The organism is Sutcliffiella horikoshii (assembly GCF_020524325.1).
Lineage (GTDB): Bacteria > Bacillota > Bacilli > Bacillales > Bacillaceae_I > Sutcliffiella_A > Sutcliffiella_A horikoshii_D.
On record NZ_JAIVKY010000013.1, the window covers coordinates 39,000 to 64,574 of the forward strand.

A 25,575-nucleotide genomic window follows, 5' to 3' on the forward strand; every position below is an offset into this window, starting at 1 on the left:
TTTATTTCAAATTTAAAATGCCATCTAGTGAATCAAATGTGTAATCTGGTGCTAATCCCAATTCTTCTTGCGGCAAATGATTTCTGTTAATCCAAGCAGTATGGAAACCAAAGTTTTTTGCCCCGCTAATATCCCATCCGTTGGAAGACATAAACAGAACCTCTTCCCTCTTCACCCCTATCACTTTCAGGACTCCCGTATAGGAAGCGGGTGTAGGTTTATACTGCTTAGTGTCATCTACACTGATAATATGGTGGAAAAACTCATTCATGCCTGCTTGTTCTACCAAAGGCTCCAGCATATCCCGTGACCCGTTCGAGAAAACTGCAAGAACCTTCCCATTCTCTTTAAGCGTACTTAATACATTCTGTACTTCATCATAGGCACGCAAAGAAGTATATTGCTCAAAAAGTGACTCCACTTCTTTGTTAGAAAACGGAATGGACAATTGCTTTAATGCATACTTCAAAGAATCTTTCGTTACGTCGGAAAATGTTTCATAGTTCCCCATCAGTTGGCGGAGAAACGAATACTCTAACTGTTTTCTCCTCCATATTTCACTGATTTCTGTTCCTTTTCCATCAAATAATTCATCCGCTTTTTCTTTTACAGAATGAACATCAAATAACGTTCCATACACATCAAATACGTAAGTTGTAATAGTTGGGGGCAACTCTAACACTTCCTTTAAGGTATTCTCTTTTTAAAATTCCCTCTTAAATAGAATATAAACTGTTTTATGTGCTCTAAAAAACACACCACCGGCATATAGGTGGTGTGTTTTCTCATCCCGATTATGTTTAATTCCTCAACGTAGGCTTGGTCAGCTTACAAGCAGGATAGCTGATTGACGGAGCATAATAGGATAACTTTCTCATAAAATAGCAGGACTCCGGGAAGTGGTGTTCGAGGAATCGCAGTGTACTTTGATTAATGAGTTCGTCGTCCAAGTAAAGCTCCAGTACTTCGGCCACCAGATTATTAAACTTCACCACTTCGATCGACACTTCCTTCGCGAACCGCATCTGCGCAGGAAAGCCAGGCTCTGCGAAATGAAGGTAGCCTTCCATCATGTCATTTTTTACGATGAACTGCGAAAACTTCCCTCTCACTTGATTAGCCCGTTCGACCAGTGCAAATTCCACACCATCCAGCATCCTCAAAAGTAAAGAAGCGTGCCCTAACTGATCATCCAACCACATACTTAACAATTCGAGGAGAGTCAATGCAGGATAGTCTTTGCCCTCGATGTAGCTTTCTAGTATCCTCAAGTACTCCCTGTTTTCCATAAGCGTTCCGTTCAGATAGGTTGGCGTCAGATTCAAATTCACCTTATTGAAAAGTCTTAGGTTTAATAGATTTCCCTCAAACAAGTAGTACTTGTAAGCCACCTCATTTGCCATTTCCGATAGCCTAATCATCGGACCAGAATCTACAGGTGCATCTTTAGGAACCTTCCTCAGCTCCTGTTCCACTTTTCCAAAAGTCTCTATAAATGTTTCCGCCTGCTTGACCCATTTCTTTTCTTCCGAAGATAGGTAATCCCTTATAAAATAGGCATGGTCCTTTAAAATTCCCAGCCAGAATTCATGCTCTTCCCACGGGGTAATCGGTTCATAGCTCATTCTGTCCCCCTCCTCTTTATACAACTTATTTAATAGGAGCGGTTTTCATGATAAGGAAAAGCGCAGCCTACTCGAAAATAAGCTGCGCCATAACTTGATATTATTTTTTGCTTCGTCTATAAAGATCCATCGATTTATGGCCTTCATCAATGATTGCTACCATCTCATGAAGCCTTTTCTCCTGCGTTTCTGCCCTTTTGGCACTGTAAACATATCGCGCCCAATCCTTTTGATAGCCATATGTCAGTTCGTTATATTTCGCCAATACCGCCTCATTATTTTTCAGGAAGCTCTTTATATCATCTATATGAGCAATGTAATCATCGACACACTGGCTCTTTGCACTCGTCTTCTTGGTCGCTTTCTTAGGGGAGGATTTGAATCCAACCACCGTGAAAACCTCATTTAGGCTAACCATTCTCGAAAATTTAAGCGTGCTGTTTGGCAGATACTTTTCTTCATCTAAGTTTAGCTCCGCATAAAAGCTGTCCCGCTCAATGTATTCCGGGTAAACTGAATTCCCTTTTTTAGGATAGGCAACATACATGTAGCCGTTATCTTGCATCAGTTGCTTTTCATTAACGATTGTGGCGTACTTGTTAAAGTCATCCATGGAGAACATGAACAAGAAGATCAAATCATACTTGTCCTTTTTAATAGAAGTATCGTAGTCCAGTCCTTCAAACTCCCCAGTATTTTCAGGTAACTGCAAAAATAACCGGTTCTCATATTTTTGCAGATTCAGTTTATCAACAATGGTTTTTTCAGCATTCATCTCTCTTACATCCCCCTTTGCTTCCTTACATTTCTTTCTACTATTATAACAAAATCGTGGATGGTTAAACCCTGTTTTCCAGTTTGCTCACTTGTTAACAGAGGTATGACTTTAATCATACTTTTAAATCTCCCCCTCCCCCCTCTTATAAGCTTTTGCGCTTGCCATTTCTTGTGTTACAATATTGACTATCATAAATGTGGGGAAAACAGCTGAAACAGCCCGCTCCCCCGGCATTCTTATATAAGGAAGGTTGAAAAACTTGGAACATAACCCAGCAAACTCGAATTTTATTCGAAATATTATAAAAGAGGACCTGGAATCCGGCAAGCGCAACCATGTCATCACCCGCTTCCCTCCAGAGCCAAACGGTTACTTACATATCGGACACGCAAAGTCCATCGTCATCAACTTTGACCTTGCTGACGAGTTTAACGGAAAAACGAACCTGCGCTTTGACGACACCAACCCTTTAAAAGAAGACGTGGAGTATGTTAACTCCATTAAAGAAGACGTAAAATGGCTTGGCTACGATTGGGACGGACTATTCTTTGCATCTGATTATTTTGAAGAGATGTACAATCGTGCCGTTCTTCTAATTAAAAAAGGCAAAGCGTATGTGGACGACCTGTCTGCTGATGAAATTCGCGCTTACCGCGGGACTCTGAAAGAGCCAGGAAAAGACAGTCCTTATCGCGACCGTTCTGTGGAAGAGAACCTTGATCTATTCGAGCGCATGCGCAAAGGCGAATTCGGCAACGGAGAAAAAGTTCTTCGTGCAAAAATTGACATGAAGTCACCGAACATCAACCTGCGCGACCCTGTCATCTACCGCATTTCTCATACAACCCACCATAACACAGGTGACAAATGGTGCATCTACCCGATGTATGCTTTCGCACACCCAATCGAGGATGCGATGGAAGATGTGACTCATTCTATCTGTACGGTGGAGTTTGAAGACCAACGCCCACTATACAACTGGGTCGTAGCGGAAACGGAAATGGCTGGAACACCTCAGCAAATCGAGTTTGGCCGTTTGAACATCACAAATGCCGTAATGAGTAAGCGAAAGCTGCGAAAGCTTGTGGAAGAAGGCATTGTTGATGGATGGGACGACCCTCGTATGCCGACAATTTCCGGACTGCGCCGTAAAGGATACACACCTGAAGCAATCCGAGCATTCGTTCGTGAAACAGGTGTTTCTAAAGGCTCCGGTTTCGTTGACTCGCAAATGCTGGATCACTTTGTTCGGGAAGATTTGAAATTGAAGTCCCCTCGTACGATGGGTGTTGTACGTCCATTGAAAGTGGTCATCACAAACTATCCAGAAGGACAAGTGGAAATGCTGGATGCGGAAATCAATCCGGAAAATCCGGAAATGGGAACAAGACAGATTCCATTCTCCCGCGAGATTTATATCGAGCAAGAGGATTTCATGGAAGATCCGCCAAAGAAATACTTCCGCCTATTCCCTGGCAATGAGGTTCGTTTGAAACATGCTTACTTCATTAAGTGTGAGGACTTTATTAAGGATGCGGACGGAAATGTGGTGGAGATCCATTGTACGTATGATCCGGAAACGAAGAGCGGCTCTGGTTTCACTGGCCGTAAAGTAAAGGGTACCTTGCACTGGGTGGAAGCGTCGCAAGCGGTCCCTGCTGAGTTCCGTTTGTTCGAGCCTCTGCTATTAGATGAGGAACCTGAAAAGGAAGTTGAATCTGAAGTGGCAGATGTTGCTGGCACGGAAGAAGAGTCTTCTGTTGTGGAAAAGTCCTTCCTTGACCATGTAAATCCGAACTCCATGAAGGTATTGAATGGCTTTGTGGAGGAGAACATGAAGGGTGTGGCGCCACAAGAGAAATTCCAATTCTTCCGTCATGGCTACTTTAATGTGGATCCGAAACATACGACAACCGATAAGCTTGTGTTTAATGAGATTGTGTCGTTGAAGAGTTCGTTTAAGTTATAGAGTTGAGTGATTGATCGATTGATTGATTGCCCCCGTTTTGAGAACGGGGGCTTTTTGGGTTTTTTTTACCACTTATTCTACGCAAAATTTGCCGAGGTGTGTCGAATGGCGGTTATATACTCTAAAGTGGTTGATAAAGTAAAAAGTTGGTTGATATAGTGAAAAGTCGATTGAAAAAAACGTAACTTGGTTGATAAATCATATACTTTCGGGCTTCAGGCAGGAATTCATGAATTCTGAGGCGAAATAGAGAGGGAATATCTATGAAAAGGAGCCTACAATGATAAAAAAAGACAGAGAAAAGCCACTCAGGTTGCTCGCGCATGAAGCGGCAATGCGAAGAATCCCCAAAACCCATCCAAAACACCCTCAAATAGAAAAAGAATTCTACCGGTTACACTATGGGTACAAAGGCGAACAAGCAATGGACTACTTTTCATCCTTCTTACCACATGAAAATTATAAAGTTTTGCATGGACTCCGGATTCCAGACACAAAAGGCCGCCACTTCCAGATGGACTCACTCCTTATCTCACCTACTCATTGCCTCATATTAGATTCTAAATATGTTTCAGGAAAAATGGAGTTTGATGAAGATACCGGTAGTCTGATCCGTCATAATGAAACAGGACAAGAAAGACTTGGAGACCCTTTTGCACAGCTAGCCCGTCACAAAATTCAACTCTCCTCTATCATCCAAGACCTTAAATTACCCCGATTACCTATCTATACTCAAATCGTCATAACACATAAAAACGCTACCCTATTTAAAAAATCTCCCATCATCTTAAAAAACGTAGTCTTTCACACAAATCTCCCAACCAGAATAAAAGAAATTGATAACATCCAAACCCATACTTACTTTTCAAATAAGGACACTAACAAACTCGTCAAAACACTAATAAAAATTCATCAAGATGAGGATTTCAACTTGATGAATCACTATGGACTTTTGCCTACTGAGTTTATTAGAGGAGTGATTTGCCCTAATTGCTCCCATGCACCTATGCATAAAACCTATCAAAGATGGGTGTGCTTAAATTGTAAGCACATAGATAGAGACCTAATAAAGCAGACCATAAAGGATTACCCTTTGCTTGGGTTTGGGAATACGGTAACAAACAGGAAGTTCAAAGAATTTATATGTCTGCATTCATCAAGTATCTCTTACAAAGAGCTCCAATCGTTAAACCTCCCCCAAAAAGGCAGCAAAAAAGCCAGAATATACTTTATTGAATAAAAACACAAAAGATCCCCGCGAAGATAACCTCTCCCCGGGGGTCCCTCAACATGGCATATTACACAAACCATCTCAAATAAACAATAAACCCAACGATAATAACTACAAACAGCGCGATATAAATGTAAGTGAGTCGTCTTACATTCCCCTCTGATTTCTTCTGATAATCGTGATCTCCATTTCCCGCTACCTGAAGTGTTGCAAACAGTCCGCCAACCAAAACTAACACTCCTAAAACGCCTAATGCCAACATCATATGCTCTCTCTCCATTCAAAAACTTCTCTACACTTTGAACGGTATCCTAAAACTGAAGGCTTTTCAATTAAACTACCTTATTGCTCCCTCCATAGTCCAAACCTCCCATACAGCATGCCACCCCTTACGTTATACTGATAAAATACATAATTTGTATAAATCACTAGGATACGGTTTGAACAATTCCAAATTAAGGTATTAAATGTAAGTAAGTTTCCGTAGAAAGGATAGGGGCAACATTATGGAACGTTTTCTTAGTACCATTCAAACCTTTTTCTTCATGATTCTATTTTTAGCAATAACTATCATTACAGGAATTTCGTCATTTGATTTTTTCAAGGACGGTAGCATTCTTTATGGGCTTGCGCTAGGCGTGCTATGCCTATTCTCCGTAGGTTTTGTGTGGTTATCCATTAGTAGTTTACTATCTAAAAAGGATTAGAAAGGAGACATATATATGGGGTTTGTCGCTGTTATGGCTTTAATCTTCACCGTCCCTTTCATCTGGCTCGCATGGTCGGCCATAGATGTAGGGAATGGAAAAAGAGAAAAGATAGATTGGAAAAAACCTAGTATTCTGCTATTCATCATAATAGCTCTCGTAGGTGCGATGAATTATTACTTTTATCACACCTATCAACTGCCCTTTTGGCCAAACTTTTTTGAAGGCATAGTAGGGCTTACCGTTACTGGGGCTATTGTACTCATCATAGCGATCGTCAATATTATTGTCAGCATCACGCATAAAGGAGCGCCAAAATCTGTTCATAATCCCAAAGCGGTGTGGGCCTTTGCTGGTATATTAGGAGTTGCCTTCTTATTATTATTTTCGTGGGTCTACCCTACCGCTCAAAAAGCTGCCTATGTTCACAAAATCGAAACAGCCATGCATGCACTAGCAGAATCTGAAACAGATAAAGAAATTACCGTTCTTTTCATGAACTCGGAGAAAAATTGCGTCAGGCGCAGGACGCAGAGTTGTTCAGATGAAGGATACCAAAACTACTTCTTTGTAAAAAATAACTTAGAGGAAGAAAAAGAGGTTCAGGTCCGGATCCGTGCACTGAACGCCGAGCAGGAAGAGCTAAAAGTCGTAGATTCCAACATCATGACCCTTGGCGCAGGCGAACTGAGACTAGTGGAAACCGAAGAAACAAACGATAAAACAAGTATCTGGAGCAAGTCTACCTTCGAAACAGATTACCAAACTTATTATTACGAATATATGTATCGATTCCGAGACATTTCGGAGTAATAAATTTAAGCCAATCGCCTAACAATGACGATTGGCTTTTTTATCTCCTTAAAGGTATTAAATTCCAATTAAAAGGCATCTTAATTATTGGCGACGAACCCAAATAATATTAATTTCAGAATATTATTGAAAATTAGGTGCATATTTCTTTTTATTCTGCTGATTATTTATTATAATTACAATGTAAGAATTGATGTTGTCTCATTTTGTAGTTTCGTACGTTGTAAGGCAAGATAGTGTGCTATTTACTCTTCTCAAAACAGAAAGGGGAAAAGATGTATGGACAATGAGAACGTTGGAAAGTGCCCGTTTACGGGAGAAAGTAGTTCCGAAAAGCCGATCAGAGGCACAAAAAACAAAGACTGGTGGCCGAATCAACTAGATTTGCATGTGCTTCACCAGCATGACACGAAGACAAACCCACTAGGGGAAGATTTTAATTATGCAGAGGAATTTCAAAAGATCGATTATGCAAGCCTGAAAGAGGACTTACATAATCTTATGACAGACAGCCAAGACTGGTGGCCGGCAGACTATGGTCATTATGGGCCGTTCTTTATCCGTATGAGCTGGCATGCTGCAGGTACATATCGTCAAGCAGATGGACGCGGAGGCGGCGGAAGTGGCTCTCAGCGTTTTGCGCCGTTAAACAGCTGGCCGGATAACGGAAACCTGGACAAGGCACGCCGTTTGCTTTGGCCGATTAAAAAGAAATACGGCAACAAGCTCTCTTGGGCAGACTTGCTCGTTTTTGCGGGAAATGTTGCGATTGAATCCATGGGTGGAAAAACAATCGGATTCGGTGGCGGCCGTGAAGATATTTGGCAGCCTGAGGAAGATGTAAACTGGGGGCCTGAGAAGGAATGGCTTGGCGACAACCGTTATTCCGGCGAGCGTGATTTGGAAAATCCACTTGCTGCCGTGCAAATGGGATTGATCTACGTTAATCCAGAAGGACCAAACGGCGAACCAGATCCGAAGAAAAGTGCCTTTGATATTAGAGATACATTTAAACGCATGGGTATGAACGATGAGGAAACCGTAGCATTAACGGCCGGCGGACATACATTCGGGAAAGCCCATGGTGCTGGTGACCCATCACATGTGACAGAAGAGCCAGAAGGAGCAGGCCTTGAACACCAAGGTTTTGGTTGGAAGAGCAGCCATGAAACCGGCCACGGCGCTTTCACGATCACAAGTGGAATTGAGGGTGCATGGACACCAACCCCGACTCAATGGGATATGAGCTATTTTGATCTATTGTTTGGTTACGAGTGGGAATTGACAAAGAGTCCGGCTGGCGCCTACCAATGGGCTCCGATTGATCCGGATGAAGAGCATTTAGCTCCAGACGCTCACGATCCATCTAAAAAAGTAAAAACAATGATGACGACAGCGGACATGGCGATGCGCATGGATCCAGAATACGAAAAAATTTCCCGTCGCTTCCATCAAAATCCGGATGAGTTTGCCGATGCTTTTGCACGCGCATGGTTTAAGCTGCTTCACCGTGACATGGGGCCTCGCGACAGATATTTAGGACCTGAAGTGCCAGAGGAAGAATTCATTTGGCAAGATCCGGTTCCAAAAGTGGACTACACATTAACAGATGTAGAGATTGAGGACCTTAAAGCTAAACTTTTAAATTGCGGTCTCTCTGTCAGTGAGCTTGTAAAAACAGCTTGGGCTTCTGCCAGCACTTACCGTCATTCGGACAGACGTGGTGGCGCTAACGGTGCCCGCGTTCGCCTCTCCCCTCAAAAGGACTGGGAAGCAAACGAGCCAGAGCAGCTAGCAAAAGCCATTCAAGTATTAGAAGACCTCCAAGGCAGCCTAGACAAAAATGTCAGCCTTGCCGACCTTATCGTACTTGGCGGAAGTGCAGCCGTTGAAAAAGCTGCCAAGGATGCCGGCTTTGATGTAAAAGTTCCATTTACACCAGGTCGTGGTGATGCTACACAGGACCAAACAGACGAAGAGAACTTTGAAGTGTTGGAGCCTGTATCTGATGCATTCCGTAACTACCATAAGAAAGACTACTCCTTGAAACCGGAAGAGTTTATGGTGGACAAGGCTCAGCTTATGGACCTTTCTGCAAAAGAATTGACTGTTCTTCTCGGAGGATTGCGTGTTCTTGGTGCCAACCATGGCGATACTAAGCACGGAGTCTTCACGGATCGAGTAGGTACGCTCACAAACGACTTCTTTGTGACCCTGCTTGATATGGGTGTAGAATGGAAGCCAGTAGAAAGAGAAGGCTACTATGAAGCGCGTGATCGTCAAACTGGCGAACTCGTCCGTACTGGAACAAGGGTAGACCTTGTCTTTGGTTCCCACTCCGTCCTTCGTGCGCTTGTTGAAGTGTACGCACAAGACGACAGCCAAGAAAAGTTTGTAAATGACTTTGTGGCTGCATGGGTAAAAGTGATGGATGCGGATCGTTATGATGTAAAAGTAAATAAATGATACAAAAAAGCCAGATGGAGATTAAACCCTTCATCTGGCTTTTCTTTTATTCAGCGGTCTTTTTTTCATATAGCTTAATCGAGCTGCCGCCTGGTCCATATGCGATTCCGCTATTTTTCCAGCCGTATCTCTCATAATAGTCATCTAAATCTGTTGTTAGGTATAGGTTCTCATACCCTTTTTCAGCCGCCACGGTTAATCCATGCTCCAAAAGCTTGGCACCTATCCCCTTCCCTCTATGCTCCTCTGCGACATAAAGGCAAGCCAACCATGGACACAAGTCCTGACGGCTATTTATATCATTTCTTAAGATCGCATACGTACCAATGATTTCATCACCTTCAACTGCCACATAAAACCGTGGTATATCAGAAGAGGTTGTAGCAGAATGGAGGATTGCATCTTCATAGAACTTAAAATTCTCCTCGCTCCCCCATTGCTGCCAAAAAACTTGGATGGCCTTCTCCAATAGTTGATTCTTGTTTCTTAGTTCGATAATTTGCATTGTTATGCTCCGTTGGAAAGTATAGTATTGCTATTCCACGCTATCTTTTTGCTCCGCATAGAACTCATCAATCGCACGAAGCCAGTTTGTGCGAGCTATTTTAGCAGCCGTTTCTGCATCTCGATTCTCAAATGCTTTTAGCATGGACTCGTGTTCTTCTATTGAAGCACCTGTCAGTATAATGGACTGATGAAAATAGAGACGCAGAACATGTGCCTGGAGATTTGATACTGAGTTAGCCAGATAAGGGTTCTGTGCACTCTCTACAATAATGTTATGGAATTGCTCATCCTGCTTTAAAGCAGAATAAAAGTCTCCTTTTTTTATGGCATGAGCGAACGCAGTATTAATCTCTCGTAATGTATCGATGGCATCTTCGGTAATTAAGGGGGTTGCAAGTTCCGCCGCTAACGCCTCTAAAGCCCCTAATGGAGGCAAAATTTTCGTTATGTCTTCTTTATTTACAGAGGTGACTTGCGTGCCTACCCCTGGAAACATTTCCACTAACCCTTGAACATTCAAAAGTTGCAGGGCTTCTCGTATAGGCGTTCTGCTAACACCTAAAGCTTGTGCAAGTTCCGCATCATTCAGCTTTTCTTTCGGTTGAAGCGTTCCGTCGATGATCCACTCCTGGATTTGAGAAAAGGCGCGCTTTTTTGCAGATACACGAGTGGGTGATGAATAGTTGGAAGGTATGGGCATTATGATCAACCACCTTTATAAATTTCACAACAAAACATTGAGTCAATTAAAAGTTATCTATTAAAAGTGTATAGTAATCTGCTTTTAAATACAATATATTGCATTTAACTAGTCGACGTAATATATTGCATAAATATTTTGCATGTGTTATCTTGTGGTATGCAATATATTACCTTACTAAAATAATTTTCTATATATTTATGTGAGAGCAGCCAGATCATGAAACCATCAGGAGGACTTAAGATGACAAACAAAATGCCTTTTTCATTTGTACTAGCCATTGGTTTTATGCTTTTTGCATTATTCTTCGGTGCGGGAAATCTAATATTCCCAGCCATGCTAGGTCAATCCGCAGGGACGAATATTTGGTCTGCTAATGCGGGCTTTATCGTAACTGGTGTTGGCTTACCTTTGCTTGGTGTACTGGCTTTAGGCTATTCAGGGAAAAGCGATCTTCAGTCCTTAGCGAGCAGGGTACACCCTGTTTTCGGACTTGTCTTTACCGTGATTTTGTATCTAGCCATTGGACCTCTTTTTGCCATCCCGAGAACGGGAACTGCTTCCTTTGAAATGGGAATCAGACCGTTCTTATCAGAAGAAAGCAGTAGCCTTGGGTTATTAATTTTCACCATTCTATTTTTTGGCATTACCGTATTCTTTTCTTTGAAATCTACTAAAATAGTGGACATTGTAGGAAAAGTTTTAACACCCCTATTACTTATTTTCATAGGGATTTTAATTGCCACGGCATTTATTTTCCCAATTGGAAGCTTCCAGGCTCCTACAGAAAATTACGTTGATGGTTCCTTCTTCAAAGGATTCCAAGAAGGCTATCTGACAATGGATGCCCTTGCTGCCTTTGTATTCGGTATCGTTGTCATCAATGCTGTTAAAGCAAAAGGTGCGACAACAAAGAAGGAAATCATGATCGCTGTCACGAAAGCAGGCAGTATTGCGGCAGGACTTCTTGCCATCATCTATACTTCCCTATCCTATATTGGAGCTTCAAGTGTGGAAGCACTAGGATTATTAGAAAATGGAGGCGCGGTTCTATCTGGTGCATCCAATCACTTCTTTGGCGCTTACGGTGGATTATTGCTTAGCTTAATCGTTATTGGCGCTTGTTTAACAACAAGTATCGGTCTTATCATATCTTGTTCTTCCTATTTTAATAAACTGTTGCCAAACGTTTCTTACAAAACTTTTGTCATTGTCTTATCTACAATCAGTGCCATTTTTGCAAACGTAGGCTTAACTCAATTGATTGCCGTATCCGTACCGGTGTTAGTTGCAATCTACCCATTTGTTGTCTGCTTGATGGCCTTAACATTCTTACATTCATTCTTTAACGGAAGAAAAGAAGTGTATCAAGGAAGCATGATTTTTACTTCCATTGTGGCATTCTCTGATGCGTTGAAGGCAGCAGGTATGAGCATTGTAACGGTTGAAGATCTTTTTGCTACGATCCTTCCTTTATATGAAGTAGGGTTAGGTTGGATTTTCCCGGCGATTATCGGTGGATTGTTAGGGTTTATTTGGGGGAAGGTTAAAAAAGAACACCCACAACGTGTACAGCTTGAGAGGGAAGCAAGTTAATTTTTAATACAGAAAAGACTCAACCATAATCGGTTGTTCAAGTGCATTAAAGTTGGTAACTAGAAAACCCGTTAAAATCAAGGAATAACGGGTTTTTGGCACTATATATAAGTTACATTAGTGTTGGTAACTAATTTTAGATTAATAATCGGACTTAACATTAATGTTGGTAACTAATTTTAGTGGTGGTAACAGCACTTTTAGGAATCGCCATTGACACATCTCTTACTTGTGAAACCGCCCTTAACTATTGTAAAGAAAATAAATATAAACACATTTATCTGTGGACAATCAGGATATTAAATACGGATCTCATTTATTTACCAACCACTCAAAATGTTAATAAGATAAGTAAAAAAGACCTTCTTTGTTGCTCTCTAATATCAAACATTAATCTTCCCACTCTAGGCAATAAAGATAGTTTCTTTCATGTTTCTGATAATGTGATGTATTCTTTTAGTTATCCAGCCTAGATGCCGGATAACCCATCCTTTAGAAGCAGCCTTATTATCATGGACTTGAATAAACGGTTTATAATTTTACTAGTTCCTTGTCCCGCCATCTGTTACGGGGTAATAATTAAAGTAGTACAAAATAGAGAGAAACGATTGGATTAGGAATAATTTCTGATTGAAAATGAGGGTGGACTGATATTTGAAATACGATTTTATTTTAATTGTAGGAATTGGTCCTAACTTCATCAAAAAAGACAAGTAATATATTTCACTTGTCTTAAGTAACTATTTTAATTTTTCATCAAGTTTAGTGTCCATAGCATCTAAGTAAAGTAGCATTTCGTAAAGGTCATTGAATATGTTATCCACCTTATACTGTTCATCGTTCTTAATAGAGTTTAATATGAGAAGGACTTTTTGTTTTAACTCAATTACAGACAATTTATCAAGTATGTCCAAAAGTTTATCACCTCTTTAATTTCCACACTATAATTTATATGATGCGATTATCTCGCTAGTAATAAACTGTTTATGTTTATTGGCATATTTAGGTTTTAATCCTGCCTTTCGTATAACCTCCCACTCTTTAACAACGCTTTCGCTTAGCGTTAGTTTTTTTACAGCTTCTTTAATCCTTCTCATTTGGAATTGCTCTATGCTTTCTAAACTATTTTCCAGAAGCAACTTAGTTTTCGGTAACTTATGCATATATTTGTATAATAAATTTATTCTCCCCATTCTTCTCCCTATCTCATTTTTTGTAACACGTTGTATTTTTAGTTCATTTAAAATATCTTTAACTATGGACTTTGCTAGTTCGGCTAACTGTATATCACGCTGCTCCCAGTCAATTATGGATTCTTTATTTTTTCTCCTAATCTTTTGGGGAGAATGTTCTTTAAGCCATTCTTTATCATTCCTATATAACCACATGTAGAGATTTGATTTATTTTTTCTTAGTTCTGAAATTGAAAGACCCGCATTAATTAATTTCAGCCATTGTTGCTTATATTCTTGCTTTTTATCACATGATAAAAACTCAGCATGATTATTTATCTGAGTATCTTTTTGCCATTGATTTATTACAGTTTTCGGGTCTACACCCAACAACTCTGCTTTTTTTCTTAAAGATAAATCACTCTGGTTGATTTCCTTTAGTTTTTCCCTCCATACATCACCAAATTCTTTTATTCTTCCAATACGATGTCGGTCTTCTGGAACAATATCAGGTCCTTTCCTCGAATAAGAAAAACCACATGAACATCTGAAAGTTCCTACTGGTTGAGAGGATTTGCTATCCCTTGTAATTTTAACAGTCGTAATTTTATCCTCCTTATAATGTTCCGCTCCTTTGTTTAGACATGGCCATGGACCCACACCAAAAGGATTATAATCGCCGATGTTCATTTTTGTTAATAGGGATTCTACTGTTTCTCCTAAAAAGCTAATAAGTAATATATGTCTCAGGGGGTGGCAAGATCCTCTAGGTTTTCTTAGTACTTTATGTAGCCAGGTATCCTCTGCTCCGATACTAATATTACTTTTCCATTCCTTCAAAACATTATCACCATAGTAAATAGTGAAAGAAGGTATTAATTTATCCCATCTAATATTTCCAGATAAAGTTAAAAGCTCCATTTCTCTAAGTTTGCTTACATAAAACACCCTTAATTTTTCCGGAGTTAATGCAGTAAATCTAGGTTCTAGGAGAGCATAGCTTTGTTCTGCCACAGTTAGAAGATGATTAAAATCATCTCCACTATAGGCAGTCCTATTTGAGTCATTAATTTCGATGCTATTATCTAATGTAAATAAGCTATGCTTATTAGTTCTTTTTCTTAAATCAACCGTTGACTTTATTAAGAATTTTTTGTGAATATGACATACTAAGACCCCATCTAATTGATGTGTTCTGTGCCAATATGCTTCCCCATACATTTTCGTTTCAAATTTAACACAGTCTTCACAATAATAAAGACTTTGTTTACTTTTAATACTACTTGCAGTTCTTCCTAACAGCATATACAAATCTGATCCTTTTCCATTTACCATTTTATTAATTAGAGTTGTATATCTGTTTATTGGAATCCAAGGCTTGTAATAAGGTAATATTGTATGGTTATTAATAATATCATTAGATGTAAAGGAATGGTGAGGAAGGTTATTTAATAAGTTTGAAATACTAGATGGAAAAAATAAAGTGGAACAAATTGTACTTGATCCAAAACTCTCATTTAATGAATGTTTGAAATTTTCGTTTCCTGAATATTGGTGATATCTTGCTATCACACTATAAAGTAATTCATCTTCATATAACTTAGGAAAGAAGAGCATAATTTACTCCTTAAATTAGAATATGCTCATTGTTCCCACAACATATCGTTTTGAATCTCCTCATAAAACTTACTTTGAGGTTTTTATACGTTTCTCTCAAACAGGACATTAATTTCATCTTGAAATGTTTCATATATTTTCGTGCAATCCTCCATTTTTAACCCTTTAGGCATATAGAATTCAAACTATCTATCATATCCATCTTTCCATGCCCATCGAGAACTTTCTCCTACTAGAAGTTGTATCTTTGTGATATACATATTTACTTCCTGTTTTAAAATTTGCCTTTTCTAGTACTAATAGAGGTTTGTATAACTCAGGAAAACTTATTGACATTTAACCATTTCATTAAGAATAAAAAAAATCCCGCTTAATAAGTAAACAGGATTTTAATCAGTTTTCATTTCAATTATTAATATTTTTAAAAAAATATTAGGCTTTATTTTAGGCTGTTTTCGCATATTTTGTTACTTTTTCGAAATTTTAAAATTTCCGTACTAAACGTCACTGTCGTGCTCCTTTCCTGCATTAAAAGGAACTACCTTCTATTTCCAGAGCAAAAAGACGCTAAAAAGTCCAAATACCGACTTTTTACTAGTATAAAGCCACAATCTTTACGAAAAGAGCCTTAATTTAAAAGTGTCGACGGTGTACATTATAAGTCTTAAATAACTAGCTCTATACTTAGCCTACTATCTTTGCCTTTTACCCAATTATAACTATCTATTTCTCCTAGCACATAGTTCAAAAAAACAGATAGCTCTACATTTTCTGAAATCAAAACAATTTCCTTCAATAAATCCCTGAATAGATTCACTGATTTTCTTTCTCTATGATGTTCATACTGCGAGTCCATAAAATAAGATTTCAAGGTTGTTTTTATATCTTCTATTTTTAAAGACTTACTAATATTATTTATGAACTCTGGATAGATTTTTATAATTTGCAATAATAAGTTAGGTGTATCCTCCCATTCTATTGGATGCATTAATATTAAATTCTTCATAATCGATTCTTCATTTTGTTTTATTATTTCCTTACAATTATATAAGTTCTTTTTAGAATACTTGTTTAAAAAATATGCAGCTTTATTCGCAGAATTTCCATCTCTATTGAACAAAACTATTTTTTTAGATTTCTCATGAACTTTATCCATTATTGGTAGTGCAGCAATTGCTATATGTGGTTTAAGATAATCCATTTCATCTAAATGATTTTCAATAATAAGATATAAATCTTTTCTATATGCACTTAGCATTGCAACAAGCATTAATAAGTCTCTAGGTTGAGAAGTCCATAACCCAATGGTAATTTTATCAATTTTATTTAAATCAACTTTAATTATAGCATTCTTTATTTTATTTTCATCTACGGAAATAATGCTACAAATTAAATCATAGATATAACTCCATTCTCTTCCAATCCCATTCGTAATACTTTCTGTTAAATCTTTTTCAGCTATTCTATCTGAAAATGCTTTTAAACGTTCTTTCTGCTCTTTACTTCTTCTTGGTGCAGTAAAAATTTGATCTCCCCAGAATATATATTTAAAGGTATAATCAAGTGAATTTATTGATTCGGTGAAATTGCTTTTAAAGTTTTTCTCAAAACTATCTAAAGCAGAATCATACTCTGATATCGCATACTCTTCATCATAATAATACAGAGCTACTAACAGGCTCGTTGTCGAATATACGTTATCCAATGGACAGTTCTTTAATGCAAAAGTGATTTCAGTTTTTGGTAGGTGTGTTTTTAAATTTTCTGCCCATTTTTTAGTTTGACCAATTCTTAATCTATCTAAGAACTTAGCCCAGACATACAAACTCGATGCATTCGGTTCAATATCAGATAAATTTTTAATAAAAGATTCTATGTTTAATGCGTTAACAAATTTCTTTTTCAAATCCTTATCTTCATTATAAAAAGCATTTAACAAGTTGCTGTTTGCATATGCTGTTATATGATTAGTGTTTTCTATAATTCTTTCGAATTCTAAACGGTTATTCTCGTAAATATACTTAAAGTTGTATTTATTATTTCTACCTAATATACTTTCCATAATAAAACTACCATATCTAATACTTTCGCTATCTGTTTCACCAAACCATCGATTTAGTAAATAAGCGATTATCTCTTTAGTAAATATTTTCTTATGGAATTCATAAGTGATATTAAATGCCCTTGTTAAATTTATAAATAGATTGATCCCTTGAAAACTAATTTGCTCATCTAATATCTTATTTTGTATAAATTTAATAAATTTTTCTTTATCTTGAGAATCTGATTCTGAATAAAATTTGATTACTAATCTACATGCCATTTGCAAATGTAATGTTCTATAACCAGTTTCTCGTATAATCATTTTTTGCTTTTCTAAGAAACTCAAATTACGCTCAACCTCTTGGTGAGATTTTCCCCACCTATTGCTAATTTCAACTAAATTTTCAATCGATATTTCTTTATCAATACATAGCAGCTGATACACCGCTATTAATACTAATGTAATATCGCTTCTTCCTTGTTTCTTTATTATAAAAAAATTGTCACTTATGCTATTCCAACCGCCTCTTAGATAAAAATTAAATAACCAAGGAGTAGCCTCTTTTTTCGCTTCTTCTAATAGGTAATCATACGGTGTTTCCATGTGTAAATTACCTATAGTAATATCCTCCCGTATATTATTTAAAATTGTCACAATAGCCTTTTCATTTACTTTATAGTGAATGTATAAATCTTCTATGGCTGACTCCCTAGAAATTATTATGTTTTCGAGTTCTAAATCAACATCACTAGAAACTGTCATAGTTATAATTAATTTTTTATATTCGTTCACTTGATCTATTAATCTTTCGAGTAATAATTTATCTATTTGATGCGCATCATCTATAATATAAACCGTTTTATAATTCGATTCGGGCAAGTTTAATTCAAAATCGACAGACTCATTTATTAACTTTTTAACTTCCCAACCTAATTTTCTAAAATCATTTGCTAATTGATAACTCATTATTGACTTCCCAAAGCCCGGTTCACTTTTAATAATTGCATAGCCTATTGTTTCTAGTCTTTTACTAGCTAGATTAATTTGAGGAAACCTTGCACAAGCATCTACATCCGTTGGCCTCAATCTATAACCTAATATAGCATTTTCGATGCCTTTCTTATTATTAAAATCTACTTGCTCCCACATACATTTTGAATTATTTGGTATTTTATTCACTAAATAATTTACCGCTTTAGATGCAGGGAGAGCTATAGAACCTGTTGAAAAGGGAGAGATTCTAAAAACTTTACTATCTTTATAATTAGGCTTTAAAGCTTTCTCTACGAAAACGCTATCACTTTCAGAATATCCCAATATAACTATATCTAGAAAATAATCTTTTTTTATAGATTTTATTATTCTTATTTCGTCCTCTGTAATATTACCATCTTCATTTGGTAACAACCAACGAGCTTCTAAATCCCCTACATCTCCATGAGGTTTAATTAATTGGACTCTATTTGAATTAATTGAAGTACCATAAAGGCGTTCCCAAGATGTTTCAAGTAAATCATCCCAGTTTAAAGAGATTACTAACTTTATGTATCCATTATGGATTAATTTACAAATTCCTTCATGAACTTCCGAAGTCTTTTTATTATGATGATCATTAATCGATTTAAACTGTTGTTTAAAATAAAATAATGCATCCTCATTATTTTTAATAAACTCAAATGAATGCATAATCTTCTGAGTATCTGACCCTATAATATCTTTTGCATCAATATTTTCATCAAATCCCATTTCTATTTTTAATTCTTTAAATTTATCAATCACTCTCCAAATAAAAGCAGGAAATTGTGCATAAAGTGGCATACCTGATTCATATGAACCTCCTGCACCAATAACTAGTATTGCACCATGTACTCTCATATCGTCAGCTAATTCATCTAAACAACTCGTATAATCCATACAGTTACCTCCATAGGTATAATACCTATTTCATATTAAATCCAATATAGTGTAATTCTGTTAAATGTTATTATATTCTATCACATCACTTATTTTTCCTACAAATACCCTTAATTCTTCTAATCGTTTTTAATGTTATTTCAATTCCAAATAATAAAAGGGGCACCTTTAATGGCAAGTGTTGCCTTGAAATAAAGTTTGATTAAAAATATCTCACAAACCAGCATTTTACGGTAAATAATAAGAATCCATTTTGAAAAAAGATTGATCAAAATGGATTCTTATCCAGCAGATTTAAGGTTTGTTTTTGTAAATTTACACCAATTTTATTTTATTCAACAATCGCGCCCGATTGTGGAAGACTTGAATTCAAGATATATAAAGAATATATCTTGCCGGAAAAAAATATCCTTAATGAAATATTGATAGATTATTTCTCCCATTCGTGTCTAGAACACTATATAATAAAGAATCCCGCCAACCTTCTTTTATTAACAGATCCTCACGAATTCTACCTTCCTTTATCATTCCCACTTTTTCCAAAACTTTTGATGAGCCTACATTTCTTTGGAGGTTTCCGCATCAATTAACCATTGGTTAACTTCATCTGGAATTTCAGCATCTTTAGAAAGATATTCATAACCGATTATGTTTTGGTCCTGATTTTGTTCGATATTACATCCACTTAAAAGTAATAAAGAAAGCATTAGTATTACACTGAAGCGTCTCATACCATCCCCCTATTCTCATTGAATTAGACGAAACCCCAACTATTTTTGTTTCGGTGGTATTCAATTAAACTCCCTTTAATGGAATTAGAAACAATTTCGAATCTATATAATACCACAAATTTCCCAATTATCTTTTAACTTACAAATGGTACGACAATTAAAGGTGTAAATTCAATAAAAAAAGTAGTCCATTTTGGACTACAATTTAAAGTTTTGTACTCCAAAACTGAACTACTTATGGAAAACCCTCTAAGCCTTTAAATGTGATAAATATCATGACACTCAACGCAATTTTCCCTCTGATTTGGTTGTTTGTACCTTACAAGTAACTTGAAATTCATTCTAAGGTTTTTTATCTTATTTTGCTCTTAATAGTAACAAGGTGTTGGACAGCTTGTACCTGATTCTGTAGCTACGTTAATAGTATATAACCTTTTATATCAAGAACTTTTTACTGATAGAACTATAAGTTGTAAATACTTTTAATAAAGGACAAGATAAAAAACCGTTTACAACTCTAAAAATAAAGTTGAAAACGGTTTGTTAGATAGATAGTGTTTAAGCTTTCTTTTGAAGTTTAACTGATATATCACTAATTCCCAATGCAATAAAACCATTCAACATTACTAATAGTGCATAAAAAATGTCACTACCATTTGCTTCTGAAGACAAAAGGAACCCGCCAATAAAAATTAAACTACCGAATATTGTTATTATTCCCAAAAATGCTAGTATACTTGCTAGTTTCATGACTTGATTCACCTCTAGTTCTAATATATTCATAAAGTAATTATATCAAATCAAGAAAATTAGTAGTACCTGTATTAAATGTTTGAATATTATTTACCTACTGTAAAGTTTTTCTCAAGTATATATTCTCTATCAGTTTTTGTTATATCAATCGAAGCTGCACCTATACTAATGCTATTAAAAACAGATTGCCAATTTGCTCCATAGTTTCCGGCTAAAATTTCTGGGTTTCCATAAGAACTTGATGCATAATATACATCTGTTCTATAAAAACCATAGTATTTAGCAGTCGAAGAAGGTACTTTGTATACATTACCATAAACACTATATTTACTTAAGCTCAGGTCTTTGGAATGCCAAGAACCACTTACACTCGAGTATGTATATTGCTTCGCTAAATCTGATCCTGCTTTCTTAGTTCCAGTTCCTCTCCACGCTAAACCTACATAATCATCATACCCATTTGACCCATCAGGGAAGTCAAAATTATAATAAAATCTATATTGATATTTATTGTCTATTTTTCCGATATAGCTTATAGCTAAATTCCCTTTAAAACATCCTGTTAGGATACGACATTCATTAATTGCTGAAGGAATGCTCAATATTGAGATTGAATCATTTGCTAAATTACCATCAGTATTTAAATCGATTACTTGCTCAGATTCAAGTTCATAATTCTCATCATAGTCTTTAATTCTTAATTTGTAACTAGTTGATTCAGGTGCCTTCCCTCCTGATGTAACAATATCAACTTTGGTTCCATATACAAGTGTAAGAATATCATGACCCATAAAGTTTAATATAGTATTTAATTCTTCTTCTTTTAAGTTTTTAACAATTGCCCCATCTACAGGTTTTACTCTTCCATCCTTAAGTTTTTCAACAGTTAGAGTTTCATTTATATAAAGTTCTTCGACCACTTTACCCTTCCAATCAATTCCCTCTTTTTGAGCAGCAGAAATGTTAGAAAGTGACCCGAAAAAGATTGCAAACCCTACAAAAAAAGCAAATAAAAATCTCTTCATTATTTTTCCCCCTAAGTTATGATGATACTATAAGCCAATCTTGCTTCAATCTTATAATCTTGATTCTCTTTTAATCATTAATCCTTCCTTTCTCCATTATTCTTTATAGTAAAGAGCAGTAACGCATTTAAGCTAAGTACTCTCTTACTAATGAGGTTCTTGTTCTTACTTTTAAGTAGCCTTATAGCACAACTAGTACTTAAGTTACTTTATTTCAAATTTTTGTACAAATTCCATCATCTTTCTTATTTACAGTTTATTAGTAATTATCTTTTATTTACCTTTAAAAAACTCTATATCCCAAAAATTTTATTCTTTTAAGAATATATAAACTTATACAAAGTGATTTGTAATTTATAACTTATAATTCTCCAAGTACAAACTATATTTATAGAATAATAAAGTCCTATTAGATAAGGTGTATAATTTTATAAGTAATATTTTTACATTTAGTGTATACTTGGTATAATTAAGAATATTATTAATCTAACTATTAATAACCGTGTTATCGATATTTAGAAAGGAGGAAATTCCATGAATTTTGAAATCAAAAACCAGGATGAACATTCCCTTTCAACCGAGATATTAGAACTTCAAGAAGAAGCCAAAAAGCATTTAGCAAATTCAAAAGCAGATAATACAAAGCGTGCGTATCGAAGTGATTGGACCCGCTTCTCCAAATGGTGTGAGAAGAACGCATTTTGTGACCTTCCGGCTACCCCTGAAACCTTGGCCTATTACATTACGTATCTAGGAAAACACTCAAAGCTTCTTCTATTAAACGAAAAATGACAGCTATCTCCCAACGCTGGGTATTCCAGTCCTACGAAAGCTGCCCTTGTGAGAGGCGTTTGGGATGGGATTCAACGATCCATTGGAGTTAAAGAAGAAGGAAAAGAAGCACTTTTGCTGGATGAATTACGTCAAATCATTCAAACTATTCCCCAGGATAAGATTATTGGTGTTCGGAACCGTGCTTTGTTGGTATTAAGCTGGGCTGTTGCATTACGAAGAAGTGAACTGGTGACTTTAGATGCGGAAGATATTTCAATTACTCGGATGGATTAATTCTTCATTTAGTTACAAGTAAAACCGATCAAAAAGGAGAAGGGCAACAGCTCGTGGGACCTCCCCCCTCAGCTATACAGTATACCCCTTTTTGGCAAAGTAAAGCACTTAACAATACCTTTCATCATTATATCTAAATCTTCTTCCATTAAATGGATCTAAAATACAAAAAGAGCACCGTTTCTTCTTCAAGAATGGCGCCCGATTGCCGAAGACTCGATTTCGAGATAACTTGTATATGTTCTGCGATTAAGTCCTAGATTTAATCTCCAAATTTATAAGAATCCATTACATCCCAATCTGTTACTTTCCCATCTCTCATTTGATACTTTATTAATAAAAACCCGCCGGTATGACCATCATCAAATGGTGCAAATATCCATTCATGAGATAAAAGTTTAACCCTATCTTCTCTGAATGACATAATTCCTCCTAGAACCGGTTCATATGGAATGAGTTGTGTTTGTTCTAACAACTGTTCTTTTATTTCATCTATTTCACCTTCAAAGCCTAACTCCAAAAGTTTAATCTTTGATTCCTCTGGGAAAGCATTAGGATCTAGAGGTTCATCCACTATTACGACTACGTCCCCTTCAGAATTAGCTTCGGATTTTAATTGTTCTTCTAATTTATTATTTTCAGATTCTAATTTAGAAACGAGATCCGATGTCTGTTCATTGCTTTTAGCATTTAGATATAAAAATATGGTGCTGGGTATTAGTAATAGAAGTATTAGCATAGTACCAAGGACAGGAAAAAATATTCTGTATTGATATCTTTTTCCATAACCCTGTGGATTCTTTGTATTTAATAGTATTTTTGATTGGAGATCTTCTATAGGGGCTAATTTTTCTTCTAAATGATGGTCCAAACTTTCTTTTATTAATTTCTTATTCAAACTTCATCTCTCCTTTCATTATTAATGTTCACTAGTTTAATTTTTAATTTCTCTCTTGCACGATGAACCCTAGACTTCACAGTGCTTACTGGACAATTCAATAGAGAGGAAATCTCCTCCATGGAAAAATCTTTATAATAGTAAAGTAAAATTACCTCCCTGTACTTTAAAGGGAGTTTTAAAATTTGTTCCCCTATTAAGTATTTATCATTATTTTCTACTACAAGTTTTTCAGGAGTATTTGAATTAATGATACTGTGAAAAGAGTTCATTAAGTAATTTTTCCTACACGTGGCACTTCTTAAATAATCGTAGCAACGATTTATTGTAATCCTATATAAATATGTCTTATAGGACGAATCTCCTCTAAATGAGTCCCAATGTTCAAATACATTAGCAAAGACATCTTGAATAATATCTTCGGCAGCCTGCTTATCTTTAACATATGAATAGGCTAATTTAAGAAGTTGTTCGCAATAACTTTCCATTAATTTACTAAATAAAATGTTCATATCCATGATATATGTTTTTTTATTTTCTGCCACATCATCGTTCCCCCTTAATTCTCAGTTAAATATTTGACGTTTATAGAGTGACATAGGTTGCACAAATTATTACCGCTTTCCTAACCGTAAGTATTTTATTTACTATAAATCAAAGCCCCCATTCATGCATTAGCTGAAATGGGGGCATTTAATATTAATCTTCTGTGAATCACTAATGATTAGTTACCATTCTTTTAACGGGTTCTTCTACTATTTCTAACCAGTAGCACCAATCACTAAAACTTCCATCAAATTGATAGTAAACTTCTTGTACTTGTTGATACTTAAATACAACATTATACAGTTCACGGTTTAGTTCGCCCATAAGATATGTAGAAGGTGACCCAACCTCTCCAGTGAAATCCTTGAAGTCTATTACTACCGTCCCTTTCTCATCTATTGAAACACCATTAAGCATTCCAGCTGTTCCATCGACAAAGACACTTTCTGGGTTATTACCTTTAATTAACTCTTTAATGTCATTTTCCAGTTCAGAAAACCTGCTCCCATGAGTATTTAAATCGTAACCAAAATCCTCTCGCTTCACTATATAATCTATTGTTTCTACTTCTGAGTTTGACATTGCTCTTAACGCAGTAACACAAGTTTGGGTTCTACAGTCAGCTGCTCCTGTATAACTATGAATTCCGTTAGTAATAGTTTGTCCCACTGTTCCATGTTTTAGTAACCATGTCACATCTGGTCCATACGTGTGAAATGCCGCTTCTACATATGGGGCTTCCATATTCGTGCTCCTGACTTCATACAATGTGGATCCAGTAGCCTCTACATCTGTCAAAATTTTATCATTTGTACCGGGACTTGCGTTTTTCATTGCATTCAATAATTTTGTTGCAGAATTTGTTGCACCAGGATAATGCATTATCCATGTCCCTCCCCTTGAAGGGGTGGTTCCACTACAATCGAATGTCGTTGCATTAGAGTGAATGGGTACATGTATCCTTGATCCCCAATTGTTGGAGCTTGTTGTATTTGTAACATAATCGTTGGTACCTACCCTAACCGTATAACCCATTGCTTGTAAGTCTTTTGCAGTTTCAGTAGCAATTTTTGATGCATTAGCACTTTCCTGGTAGTTTGAACATCCGACTTTCTCAGGGGAATGTTTGGCAGGAGACAAATAAACCTTATATCCATTACTTTTTCCAACTGGATTATAAATTGTGTCAGCATACGTTGACCATGGACTTGTAAACAACAAAATAAAAGCAGTTACAGAAATGATTAAAAACTTCTTCATAAAACACCTCCTATTAATATACTTAACTTAAATTCTCTATTAATCCAAAATATTCCTTCTCAAAAACTGTTTAAACTAAAATATTTTTCTAAACGATAGGTCTATTCACGTCGATCCTCTTGTGCTGTTCAAAAAAAGCAAGGTGTTCCCCACAC

General features: G+C 36.5%; 23 protein-coding genes. 8 read left to right on the forward strand and 15 right to left on the reverse strand.

Annotated elements, in window-relative coordinates; all coding sequences use genetic code 11:
* Position 1 precedes the first annotated feature (1 nt).
* The 3 genes from LC091_RS18120 to LC091_RS18130 form a co-directional block, all read right to left on the reverse strand.
* A complete protein-coding gene (locus LC091_RS18120) occupies positions 2 to 673 on the reverse strand; it encodes a haloacid dehalogenase type II (RefSeq protein WP_226683478.1) in 672 nt (223 codons plus the stop codon).
* 127 nt (positions 674 to 800) lie between these two features.
* Positions 801 to 1,625, reverse strand: coding sequence for a DUF2935 domain-containing protein (locus LC091_RS18125; RefSeq protein ID WP_226683434.1), 825 nt, complete (start codon positions 1,623 to 1,625; stop codon positions 801 to 803).
* 100 nt (positions 1,626 to 1,725) lie between these two features.
* The gene (locus LC091_RS18130) at positions 1,726 to 2,400 is read right to left on the reverse strand and encodes a YdeI/OmpD-associated family protein (RefSeq protein ID WP_226683435.1); all 675 of its coding nucleotides are present in this window, start codon (positions 2,398 to 2,400) and stop codon (positions 1,726 to 1,728) included.
* A 262-nt stretch (positions 2,401 to 2,662) separates the two neighbouring features.
* Between LC091_RS18130 and LC091_RS18135 the strand changes: the two genes are divergently transcribed.
* Both LC091_RS18135 and LC091_RS18140 read left to right on the forward strand, forming a co-directional pair.
* Positions 2,663 to 4,372 carry a glutamine--tRNA ligase/YqeY domain fusion protein gene (locus tag LC091_RS18135; protein WP_226683436.1) on the forward strand — a complete coding sequence of 570 codons (1,710 nt, stop codon included), beginning with the start codon at positions 2,663 to 2,665 and terminating at the stop codon, positions 4,370 to 4,372.
* A 280-nt stretch (positions 4,373 to 4,652) separates the two neighbouring features.
* Positions 4,653 to 5,612 carry a nuclease-related domain-containing protein gene (locus LC091_RS18140; RefSeq protein ID WP_226683437.1) on the forward strand — a complete coding sequence of 320 codons (960 nt, stop codon included), beginning with the start codon at positions 4,653 to 4,655 and terminating at the stop codon, positions 5,610 to 5,612.
* A 58-nt stretch (positions 5,613 to 5,670) separates the two neighbouring features.
* On the opposite strand, the gene LC091_RS18145 is transcribed toward LC091_RS18140, so the two are convergent.
* On the reverse strand, positions 5,671 to 5,868 hold the full coding sequence (locus LC091_RS18145) for a hypothetical protein (protein ID WP_226683438.1): 198 nt from the start codon (positions 5,866 to 5,868) through the stop codon (positions 5,671 to 5,673).
* 241 nt (positions 5,869 to 6,109) lie between these two features.
* On the opposite strand from LC091_RS18145, the gene LC091_RS18150 reads away from it, so the two are divergent.
* From LC091_RS18150 to katG, 3 genes are all read left to right on the forward strand, one after another.
* The gene (locus tag LC091_RS18150) at positions 6,110 to 6,310 is read left to right on the forward strand and encodes a hypothetical protein (RefSeq protein WP_226683439.1); all 201 of its coding nucleotides are present in this window, start codon (positions 6,110 to 6,112) and stop codon (positions 6,308 to 6,310) included.
* A 15-nt stretch (positions 6,311 to 6,325) separates the two neighbouring features.
* Positions 6,326 to 7,123: a hypothetical protein gene (locus LC091_RS18155; protein ID WP_226683440.1), complete on the forward strand. Its 798-nt coding sequence runs from the start codon at positions 6,326 to 6,328 to the stop codon at positions 7,121 to 7,123.
* Positions 7,124 to 7,402: 279 nt separating this feature from the next.
* Positions 7,403 to 9,589 carry a catalase/peroxidase HPI gene (katG, locus tag LC091_RS18160; protein WP_226683441.1) on the forward strand — a complete coding sequence of 729 codons (2,187 nt, stop codon included), beginning with the start codon at positions 7,403 to 7,405 and terminating at the stop codon, positions 9,587 to 9,589.
* 46 nt (positions 9,590 to 9,635) lie between these two features.
* Here katG and LC091_RS18165 read toward each other — a convergent pair whose 3' ends face one another.
* The gene (locus tag LC091_RS18165; RefSeq protein WP_226683442.1) at positions 9,636 to 10,094 is read right to left on the reverse strand and encodes a GNAT family N-acetyltransferase; all 459 of its coding nucleotides are present in this window, start codon (positions 10,092 to 10,094) and stop codon (positions 9,636 to 9,638) included.
* Positions 10,095 to 10,124: 30 nt separating this feature from the next.
* Positions 10,125 to 10,796 (reverse strand): GntR family transcriptional regulator, encoded by a 672-nt coding sequence (locus LC091_RS18170; protein ID WP_226683443.1) that lies wholly within the window; start codon positions 10,794 to 10,796, stop codon positions 10,125 to 10,127.
* A 243-nt stretch (positions 10,797 to 11,039) separates the two neighbouring features.
* Between LC091_RS18170 and brnQ the strand changes: the two genes are divergently transcribed.
* Entirely contained in the window at positions 11,040 to 12,392 is a 1,353-nt protein-coding gene (gene brnQ / locus LC091_RS18175; protein WP_226683444.1) for a branched-chain amino acid transport system II carrier protein, read from the forward strand.
* A 740-nt stretch (positions 12,393 to 13,132) separates the two neighbouring features.
* Here brnQ and LC091_RS18180 read toward each other — a convergent pair.
* From LC091_RS18180 to LC091_RS18210, 6 genes are all read right to left on the reverse strand, one after another.
* Positions 13,133 to 13,306, reverse strand: coding sequence for a hypothetical protein (locus tag LC091_RS18180; protein ID WP_226683445.1), 174 nt, complete (start codon positions 13,304 to 13,306; stop codon positions 13,133 to 13,135).
* A gap of 27 nt (positions 13,307 to 13,333) precedes the next feature.
* Positions 13,334 to 15,181, reverse strand: a complete 1,848-nt coding sequence (locus LC091_RS18185; RefSeq protein WP_226683446.1) for a TnsD family transposase — start codon at positions 15,179 to 15,181, stop codon at positions 13,334 to 13,336.
* A 664-nt stretch (positions 15,182 to 15,845) separates the two neighbouring features.
* Complete coding sequence (locus LC091_RS18190) at positions 15,846 to 19,139, reverse strand: nSTAND3 domain-containing NTPase (protein ID WP_226683447.1); 3,294 nt, start codon at positions 19,137 to 19,139, stop codon at positions 15,846 to 15,848.
* Between the two features lie 557 nt (positions 19,140 to 19,696).
* Complete coding sequence (locus LC091_RS18200) at positions 19,697 to 19,870, reverse strand: hypothetical protein (protein WP_226683448.1); 174 nt, start codon at positions 19,868 to 19,870, stop codon at positions 19,697 to 19,699.
* Between the two features lie 558 nt (positions 19,871 to 20,428).
* The gene (locus LC091_RS18205) at positions 20,429 to 20,620 is read right to left on the reverse strand and encodes a hypothetical protein (protein ID WP_226683449.1); all 192 of its coding nucleotides are present in this window, start codon (positions 20,618 to 20,620) and stop codon (positions 20,429 to 20,431) included.
* An 89-nt stretch (positions 20,621 to 20,709) separates the two neighbouring features.
* Positions 20,710 to 21,648, reverse strand: a complete 939-nt coding sequence (locus LC091_RS18210; protein WP_226683450.1) for a hypothetical protein — start codon at positions 21,646 to 21,648, stop codon at positions 20,710 to 20,712.
* Between the two features lie 534 nt (positions 21,649 to 22,182).
* On the opposite strand from LC091_RS18210, the gene LC091_RS18215 reads away from it, so the two are divergent.
* Together LC091_RS18215 and LC091_RS18220 are read left to right on the forward strand one after the other, a co-directional pair.
* Positions 22,183 to 22,440 (forward strand): hypothetical protein, encoded by a 258-nt coding sequence (locus tag LC091_RS18215; protein ID WP_226683451.1) that lies wholly within the window; start codon positions 22,183 to 22,185, stop codon positions 22,438 to 22,440.
* A 48-nt stretch (positions 22,441 to 22,488) separates the two neighbouring features.
* Positions 22,489 to 22,716 carry a site-specific integrase gene (locus tag LC091_RS18220; protein ID WP_226683452.1) on the forward strand — a complete coding sequence of 76 codons (228 nt, stop codon included), beginning with the start codon at positions 22,489 to 22,491 and terminating at the stop codon, positions 22,714 to 22,716.
* 262 nt (positions 22,717 to 22,978) lie between these two features.
* On the opposite strand, the gene LC091_RS18225 is transcribed toward LC091_RS18220, so the two are convergent.
* The 3 genes from LC091_RS18225 to LC091_RS18235 form a co-directional block, all read right to left on the reverse strand.
* A complete protein-coding gene (locus LC091_RS18225; protein ID WP_226683453.1) occupies positions 22,979 to 23,614 on the reverse strand; it encodes a hypothetical protein in 636 nt (211 codons plus the stop codon).
* Complete coding sequence (locus tag LC091_RS18230; protein WP_226683454.1) at positions 23,611 to 24,159, reverse strand: RNA polymerase sigma factor; 549 nt, start codon at positions 24,157 to 24,159, stop codon at positions 23,611 to 23,613. Before LC091_RS18230 ends, LC091_RS18225 begins: the two co-directional genes overlap by 4 nt.
* A 172-nt stretch (positions 24,160 to 24,331) precedes the next feature.
* A complete protein-coding gene (locus LC091_RS18235; protein WP_226683455.1) occupies positions 24,332 to 25,420 on the reverse strand; it encodes an N-acetylmuramoyl-L-alanine amidase in 1,089 nt (362 codons plus the stop codon).
* Positions 25,421 to 25,575 lie beyond the last annotated feature (155 nt).

Coding starts and splice junctions, on each gene's coding strand:
- LC091_RS18190 (WP_226683447.1), bottom strand. CDS start 19,139: ATGGATTATACGAGTTGTTTAGATGAATTAGCTGACGATATGAGAGTA.
- LC091_RS18200 (WP_226683448.1), bottom strand. CDS start 19,870: ATGAGACGCTTCAGTGTAATACTAATGCTTTCTTTATTACTTTTAAGT.
- LC091_RS18150 (WP_226683439.1), top strand. CDS start 6,110: ATGGAACGTTTTCTTAGTACCATTCAAACCTTTTTCTTCATGATTCTA.
- brnQ (WP_226683444.1), top strand. CDS start 11,040: ATGACAAACAAAATGCCTTTTTCATTTGTACTAGCCATTGGTTTTATG.
- LC091_RS18130 (WP_226683435.1), bottom strand. CDS start 2,400: ATGAATGCTGAAAAAACCATTGTTGATAAACTGAATCTGCAAAAATAT.
- LC091_RS18210 (WP_226683450.1), bottom strand. CDS start 21,648: ATGAAGAGATTTTTATTTGCTTTTTTTGTAGGGTTTGCAATCTTTTTC.
- katG (WP_226683441.1), top strand. CDS start 7,403: ATGGACAATGAGAACGTTGGAAAGTGCCCGTTTACGGGAGAAAGTAGT.
- LC091_RS18205 (WP_226683449.1), bottom strand. CDS start 20,620: ATGAAACTAGCAAGTATACTAGCATTTTTGGGAATAATAACAATATTC.
- LC091_RS18215 (WP_226683451.1), top strand. CDS start 22,183: ATGAATTTTGAAATCAAAAACCAGGATGAACATTCCCTTTCAACCGAG.
- LC091_RS18145 (WP_226683438.1), bottom strand. CDS start 5,868: ATGATGTTGGCATTAGGCGTTTTAGGAGTGTTAGTTTTGGTTGGCGGA.
- LC091_RS18170 (WP_226683443.1), bottom strand. CDS start 10,796: ATGCCCATACCTTCCAACTATTCATCACCCACTCGTGTATCTGCAAAA.
- LC091_RS18235 (WP_226683455.1), bottom strand. CDS start 25,420: ATGAAGAAGTTTTTAATCATTTCTGTAACTGCTTTTATTTTGTTGTTT.
- LC091_RS18155 (WP_226683440.1), top strand. CDS start 6,326: ATGGGGTTTGTCGCTGTTATGGCTTTAATCTTCACCGTCCCTTTCATC.
- LC091_RS18185 (WP_226683446.1), bottom strand. CDS start 15,181: ATGCTCTTCTTTCCTAAGTTATATGAAGATGAATTACTTTATAGTGTG.
- LC091_RS18165 (WP_226683442.1), bottom strand. CDS start 10,094: ATGCAAATTATCGAACTAAGAAACAAGAATCAACTATTGGAGAAGGCC.
- LC091_RS18140 (WP_226683437.1), top strand. CDS start 4,653: ATGATAAAAAAAGACAGAGAAAAGCCACTCAGGTTGCTCGCGCATGAA.
- LC091_RS18125 (WP_226683434.1), bottom strand. CDS start 1,625: ATGAGCTATGAACCGATTACCCCGTGGGAAGAGCATGAATTCTGGCTG.